The sequence below is a fragment of the Emticicia sp. genome, from assembly GCF_043780375.1.
Lineage (GTDB): Bacteria > Bacteroidota > Bacteroidia > Cytophagales > Spirosomataceae > Emticicia.
The window spans coordinates 22,216-29,248 of sequence record NZ_JAYWCU010000154.1 but is presented as its reverse complement, the minus strand read 5'-3'; the positions used below and the strand labels follow the sequence as shown (position 1 = coordinate 29,248).

Genomic DNA, 7,033 nt, shown 5'->3' with positions numbered 1-7,033 from the left:
GTTTGTTTTGGGGGGATTCATAAATTGATGTTTAGTTCCTAAAACAAATATATCAGCTTTTTGAATCCCTATCTTTTTTTTATGAACAAACCCTGAAAACAAATTTAAGAGTATTCTTCGGTAGAAACCTTCCTGTGGTCTCACGGATGAGAAATATTGAAAAAAGTATTTATCGTTTAGACGATTGCCTAATGATGAGTTCGGGCGAAAGAACGATATTGCTCGTAGCAGAAGGGTGCGTAATTTGCTGCAAAAATAACTTAGCAGCTTCTTCTCCAATGGGCTGGCTTTGGCGACCAACCGTGCTAAGTGAAGGATGAAAATATTGCGAAATAGGAGAATTGTCGAAACCAATAATTGCGATTTGCTCGGGAACTTTTATATCTTTTTCTCGAATAACTTTTAATGCTCCAAAACATACTTGGTCGTTCACCCCAAAAATACCATCAAGTGGATTTGGCAAGTCTAAAAAGTATTTTGTAGGTGCTATGGCACTTTCTATATTGAAGTCTGAGAACCGTATTAGTGTCTCATCAATCGGTAAATTATGTTTTAGTAAGCAATCTTTATAACCATTGAAGCGGTGCTCGGCAACTGCAAGTCCTTTTGGTCCACGCAAATGAGCAATTCTTTGGCAGCCCACTTCAATAAGGTGTTCGGTTGCCATGAATGCTCCATGATAATCATCAATTGTAACGCCGTCCGCTTCGATTTCATCATATTTTCGGTCAATAAATATTAAAGGGATATTTCGGTGAAATGCCATTTGGAGGTGTTCGTAACGTCCTTCATTATACGTTTCTTGCGAAATTGATATAAAAATTCCGTCCACCCGATTGGCTAAAAGTCTTTCGGTATATTCTTTTTCGATCAAAAAATGCTCATTTGTTACGCAAATATTCAATAAATAACCCAATGGCTGCAAAACCGACTGCAAGCCTTCAACCATTGAAGACTCGTGGAATTGACTAATATTTGGCAGGATGATTCCAATGGTTTTTGTACTTTTATGAAGCAAACTCAACGAAACCGAATTACGTTGATAACCCATTTTTTGAGCATATTCGTGAATCGTTTTTCGGGTTTCGATATTAATTGTAGGGTGGTCGTTTAAAGCCCTCGACACGGTAGAAGGAGAACATTTGAACTTTCGAGCAATGTCTTTAATCGTTATATTGGGATTGGTGTTCAAGGCGATACTTGTTTTTCAGTAAATCTACACAAAATAACAAGAATCGTGAGGGAATTTCAAGAGGAATCAACATTAAAATTTTTCTGTGAAAGGCTTGTTTGGCTAAGTTTAGGCTGTTCGCTGAACGCATTTTCGCAGATGTCGTTGATTAACAACCTATTTCTTAATCATTTGATTATGGAACAATTTTCAAGAAAATTTGTTTACTTTGCATATAAAACAATGAAAATATGGAATTACTATTTAAACAAATGAATGAGCTACCTAAGCAAAAGGTGCCAGTCAAGAATAAAAAAAATAAAGTTGATGGGTTGCCAAAAAGGAATGCAGGATTTGCTAAACATTATGTTACAATTACTGATGAACTTTTTGAAGAAGATTTGAAATAAATGAATTTACTTTTAGATACTCATATTTTTATTTGGTATACTACCGAACCTGATAAAATAGGCAGGAAAACTTATAAATTGCTTGAAAACCCAAACAACAATTTGTTTATAAGTGCTGTTTCAATCTGGGAAACCGCTTCTTTGTTTGAAACAAAACCCAAAGCACTAAAAATCAATAAACCATTGGCAAGCTTTTGGGATGAGGCTCTAATTGAATTGAGAGTTCAAGTTCTTAATATTACTACACAGCATTGTCAGAGATTCTACGAAATTCAGCCTGTTGAAAACCATAGCGATATTTTTGATAGGATGATTATTGCTCAATCTGCAAGTACAGGAATACCAGTTGTTTCTGCCGACCAAAAATTCCCACTCTACAAAATGATAAAGGTGATTGCTAACGATTAACGTTTTGTTTCATTCAATGCCTTTTCGCAGATGCCGTTATAACAACGGCTGGCAGTTCCACTGCGGCACTAAGACTGAATTAAAATTCATCTTAACTGAGTGTTTAAATGTCATATGATTTTTTCTCAGGTCTCTTTTTCTTACCACCCCATCGACGATACTCAGAGTCCATAAAAGGATAAATATCTAACTCGCTTACAGTAGCATTGTAGTAGGCTATTTGATGTTCGCAAACGAATGACCAGTTCTTTTTTCGCCACTTTGCATCATCTTGTTTGGATTCATATAGTTTAAATGCTTCTTCGTTGTCCCACAATGTTATTCCGTTACAAGGTGTAGTTCCACAATGTTGTGCCTTAAAAAGATTAATCGTGGTAATCAAATCTTCTGGTTTGGTAGCTGTTTGCTCAATCAGTAAATGAAAATTTTGAAAATTACCTGGCTGCTCTTGTCGAAGAATTTTAAATGATTCTTTTACTATTGTTTTCACTTCGGGTTCTTTAACAGATTCAATATTTGATGCTGTTTCATTTCTACTTGTAGAAGAACAACCAAAAAATATTACCATAAATAGCGAATAAAGAATTACTTTTCTCATAATGTGAAGTTTATCAGTATAATTTTGAATTTTACAAGTTTGATATTTTGCACGTACGTTGTTGACAAGCCAAATATAAATAAAAGGAATATTGATTTTTTTATCCTCGTTTCAACTTATAAAAATACGACAACCAACAAACTATAAAATATTGGTTATTTGTGGTTCTCTAACTTGTCAGACTTTTCATTAATTAATAATTCCATAAATTAAGATACAAAAATCAAGTGGTAGATAGAAAATACTCAAACTAAACCTTCTCCAACAAAGCAGGATTATTCACCATTTTCTTTAAATATCTAAACAATTTTCCGCCGTGCGAGGCATCAATTACTCGGTGGTCGAGGGCAGCACCGAGTGTTAGAATGGTGCGAGGAACGATTTCGTTATTGACAACCCACGGTTTTTTGTTAATTCCCCCTAAAATCAGTACGAACGAAATATTTGCCGAAGGCATCAAAGCTGGATAACCAATATCCAAACCAATGCTACCAATATTAGACAATATAAACGATCCAAAATTATTGGCAGAAAGTCCCAAAGGTGGAATCGAAATGCCCATATTGGTTGTGAGGTATTTAATCAAGTGATATACCCAACCACGCAAAGGCCACGGAATACTTGCCAATTTTTCTTTCATCTGCATCGTGGCATTTTCATCGCCTTGATACGATTTTTTGATTTCTTCTTTCAATTGTATCGCCGATTCTTCCAAAGTCAATTTATCGACATTTTGCATTTTTACCGAACCCATTTCTCCATTTTGTAGTAGTACACTTACAGTCGCATCAATCTGTTCATAAGAGTAAATATTTCCACGTTTCACATACGTATTGAGTTCAGGAACTTGCTCTTTGATTGCCCGAGCGGTTGCCAACAAAAAGAAGTGCGTAAGTGTAATTTTCACACCTGCTTTTCTCTTTTCGTTGATGTATTTTTCTAAATCTGTAATATCAATTTCAACCGAACCAAAAATTTTAGAATCGACTGGCTTTTTATAAATCGTGGAGGCTGTTTTTCGCCAAGATGTATTCAGTGGGTTGTTTGCTTTCATTCGCTCTTTTAGCTTCTATTTCGTCATAAATTTCCAAGAAACATTGCCAATTGTATTAGGTTTATTGTTTTCGGGAGCTGAAATAGTACCTTTCAATTGTCCATCATTTTGTCGTTCTACCTTGATTTCTCGCCAAGAATAAATCCCCTGTTCGTAGTCAAAAGTTTCTCCGTCGTCGTCATATAAGTGAGAAATACTGTTTTTTTGTCCATAATGGCGAATCTCTAAATCAACTTTTTGATTAGCTTTTGGAGCATGAAGCATCGGCTGCATCATCGGAATAATGCCGCCATCTTTCACAAAAACAGGGATTTTCCCTAAGTTGGAATTAATTGTTATCACTTCACCATCTCCAGCATAATCGCCCGTATAAAAATCAAACCATTTACCTTTGGGTAAAATCACTTTTCGGGTGGTTTGTCCAGTAAAAAAAGGAGCAACCAACAAATATTCTCCCGCCATGTATTCATCTTTTATTTCTTTGGCAATCGCTTCTTCGTAAGGATTTTCTTCTAAACTTGTATTGCCTTTTTCTTTTTTGTTTTCTTGAAAAAATCCATCTTCTAAGTTAATTGCTCGAAAGGGTGGCGTACCTTCAAAGTGATATTTGGCAAATTCGGTGTACCAATAAGGCATCATTTGCATTCTGAGTTGAGCAAGTGCCTTTACGTCATTAGCCACGTCGGGAAACGACCACGGTTTGGTGCTACTCGCCCAAGCATTTATCATTGCCATTGGCGAAAAACAGACCGTTTGCATACGTCTGAGCCATTCTTCACTTGTTTTTGAAGCTCTCACTTCTGGTGTCCAAAGTACGCCAGAAAACCCACTGTTGATTAAGCCTGTAATAAAATCTTGGTGACTATAATTATCGTTATAAATTACATAAGGAAACGAAACGCCGCCGCCATTGGAAGCTCGCACCAAACCATACGTACGGCTATTTTTTTTATGGAAAACCTCAGTGCTGTATTTCTGCACAAGCAAACCATACGTTTGTCGCATTTGCTCGGCACTATGCCCCGAAGGAAAAGTGGTTACATCAGGAAATAAATAAGAGTCGTAGCCATCAACTTCATCAATTTTATAGCCACTTACGCCAATATTGATATGGTCTTTTTCAAATTTCGAGAAAAGTATATTTCGTGCTTGTGGCATACTCAAGTCAGGAATTGCACCTACCCAAATAGTGTGGGAAGCAGTAAAAGGAGCAATTTTTGCATAAATGGAGGCTTGCGGAGAAACATAAGGGTTGGTCCAAAGGTTTATTTTTACGCCCATATCGCTCATTTCTTTCACAAATTTGGCAGGGTCAGGAAAACGAGTTTTGTCCCATTCAAATGTACATGGATATGATTTACTTTGCCAACCTGGCTCAAGTCCGATAAAATCAAGTGGATATTCTTTGGCTTCAAATTCTTGTGCTTCTTTTTTTACATCTTCATCAGTATAAAGCCGATTTACTCGCTGCGTAAAACCAAGTCCCCAACGAGGCGGTAAACAACCACCGCCATTAAAAAGATTGAAACGGCGAACGGCATCAAGGGGTTTTGGCCCTGCAAACACATAAAATTCAACGCCTTGTGCAGGAACTAAGATTTCGACAGCATCAGAATAAGGTTTTGCCGACCAATTTTTATCAGTATTGCGGTCTTGCAGTTCGGGCGGATTTTTGCTATCCTTCCTCACCGCCGAACCAACATACACATCTAAATAACGAGCTGAATTAATGAAAACGCCATAGCCATTTGATGATACATAGAATGGCACGGGTGCGTGTGTGCGACCATTATCGGTATTGCCATAATGATCGGCATGAAGGCGTAAAATTCGCCCTCGTTGATGCACTGTTTGAAAGTTTAAACCGAAGCCATAAATCTGTTCTTTTCGCTCCAATGGGAAGCGTAAATATGTTTTCCCATCTTGAAATCTGACAAAAATATCATTTTTAGGCAATGGAAAAACTGCTTTGTCCATTTTAGTAAGAGCCACCAAATTGGGTTTCACATCGGCAGCTTTAAGCAAATCGTAAGTTTCGGGTTTTCCTACTGAAACTTTCCATACGCCATTAGCCACTACTGTCCATTTAAGAACTTGGGCGTGAGTATTGAAAACCAGAAAAATGGCGATAGCAAAAACGCCAGTTTTCAAGCAATTTATATTTTTCATTATCTACGAATTTCAAGAAAAGAATTGACTTATTTTTTTACTAAAAGTGCCATTACCGCCTCATTTCCTTGCACGGCATTGGCTGGACGAGGGTGTTTTTCGTCAAAAACTTGGAGTTCTGCGTGAGAAAGTATTTTGTTGGCACTTTCGTCTATTTTGCCATCAACTATTACTTTTTGAAGGTCTAATTTTAAATGTTTCGCTAAAAATGGATAAGCAGCCAAACGCTTTGAAATGCCATAATCATGCTTTTCATTGGCGAGATGCACATTTTCGACCATATTCTCTGCCCCATAAAAAGAATAAACATTTTTGATGTACGGATATTCCATCGTTGGCGTATTTACCGTCCAATCGCCGCCGTCTGAGATTAATATCATTGGTTTTGGGGCAAAGGTTGCGGCAATTTCAACATTGGTTGTTTGGTGAGTTGGGCGTTTATGAATCGCCATTCCACTTTCGCAAGTACAGCCACCAAAAAAATACCCTGAAATCATCACGACAGGTACTGAAACCTTGATACGGTCGTCGATAGCAGATAGAACAAAAGTTTGCGTACCTCCACCCGATTCGCCAGTCATACCGATGCGGTTTTTGTCAATATTGGGCAAATCAAGCAAGAAATCAAGTGCTGCTTTTCCATTGATAATTTGGAGTTTTAAAGCCTTATCAATCTTGTGGTCGCTTTGTTTGGAGTCGCCCACACCAATCATGTCATAAGCAAAAACAACCGCTCCCATGCGGGCAAGTGTTGCACAACGTTGTTGAGTATATGCTGCAAATCGTGGGTCGGTTCCATGTCCGTGTGGACAAAGAATACCTGCCGATTTTCCTTTGGGCGGCAAACCGCTTATTTCGATTGGTCGATAGAGGTTTCCTGTTACATAAATACCTTCAATGCTCTGAAAAGATACATTTTCAACGGAATAGCCGTTTAAGTCTTTTTTGCTATGAATGACAATATTTGTAGGCTTTTTGAAGGTAAAATTACTCAATTCAGCACCATCCAATATTCCTTGACGAATTTCTTTGACATGTTTTTCCCAGCTTTTTTTGTCAGAATATCGTTTGGCAAAATCAGCATGGAGATTTTTTGCATCTTCTTCGGTATAAAATTTACCTTGGCAAAGGTCTGGTTTTTCGGGATTATATTGTCCGTAGGTAAATTGAGCAATGAGCAAAAAAGCGAATGATAAAGAAGAAAGTTTCATAGTTTTGAGGTT

The 7,033-nt window shown here is 37.4% G+C and carries 7 protein-coding genes; 2 read left to right on the top strand and 5 right to left on the bottom strand.

What is annotated here, in order from left to right:
* Positions 1-169: 169 nt before the first annotated feature.
* Positions 170-1,192: a LacI family DNA-binding transcriptional regulator gene (locus ACH2CJ_RS12380; RefSeq protein ID WP_394993120.1), complete on the bottom strand. Its 1,023-nt coding sequence runs from the start codon at positions 1,190-1,192 to the stop codon at positions 170-172.
* A gap of 230 nt (positions 1,193-1,422) precedes the next feature.
* Between ACH2CJ_RS12380 and ACH2CJ_RS12375 the strand changes: the two genes are divergently transcribed.
* Together ACH2CJ_RS12375 and ACH2CJ_RS12370 are read left to right on the top strand one after the other, a co-directional pair.
* The gene (locus ACH2CJ_RS12375) at positions 1,423-1,581 is read left to right on the top strand and encodes a hypothetical protein (protein ID WP_394993119.1); all 159 of its coding nucleotides are present in this window, start codon (positions 1,423-1,425) and stop codon (positions 1,579-1,581) included.
* Positions 1,582-1,989, top strand: coding sequence for a type II toxin-antitoxin system VapC family toxin (locus tag ACH2CJ_RS12370; protein ID WP_394993118.1), 408 nt, complete (start codon positions 1,582-1,584; stop codon positions 1,987-1,989).
* A gap of 103 nt (positions 1,990-2,092) precedes the next feature.
* Here ACH2CJ_RS12370 and ACH2CJ_RS12365 read toward each other — a convergent pair whose 3' ends face one another.
* The 4 genes from ACH2CJ_RS12365 to ACH2CJ_RS12350 all read right to left on the bottom strand — a co-directional run bounded on the left by ACH2CJ_RS12365 (position 2,093) and on the right by ACH2CJ_RS12350 (position 7,021).
* The gene (locus ACH2CJ_RS12365; protein ID WP_394993117.1) at positions 2,093-2,587 is read right to left on the bottom strand and encodes a hypothetical protein; all 495 of its coding nucleotides are present in this window, start codon (positions 2,585-2,587) and stop codon (positions 2,093-2,095) included.
* A 250-nt stretch (positions 2,588-2,837) separates the two neighbouring features.
* Positions 2,838-3,641, bottom strand: a complete 804-nt coding sequence (locus ACH2CJ_RS12360) for a 2-oxo acid dehydrogenase subunit E2 (RefSeq protein WP_394993116.1) — start codon at positions 3,639-3,641, stop codon at positions 2,838-2,840.
* 15 nt (positions 3,642-3,656) lie between these two features.
* Positions 3,657-5,810: a TIM-barrel domain-containing protein gene (locus ACH2CJ_RS12355; RefSeq protein WP_394993115.1), complete on the bottom strand. Its 2,154-nt coding sequence runs from the start codon at positions 5,808-5,810 to the stop codon at positions 3,657-3,659.
* A 29-nt stretch (positions 5,811-5,839) separates the two neighbouring features.
* Positions 5,840-7,021, bottom strand: coding sequence for an alpha/beta hydrolase family protein (locus ACH2CJ_RS12350; protein WP_394993114.1), 1,182 nt, complete (start codon positions 7,019-7,021; stop codon positions 5,840-5,842).
* Between the last annotated feature and the right edge of the window lie 12 nt (positions 7,022-7,033).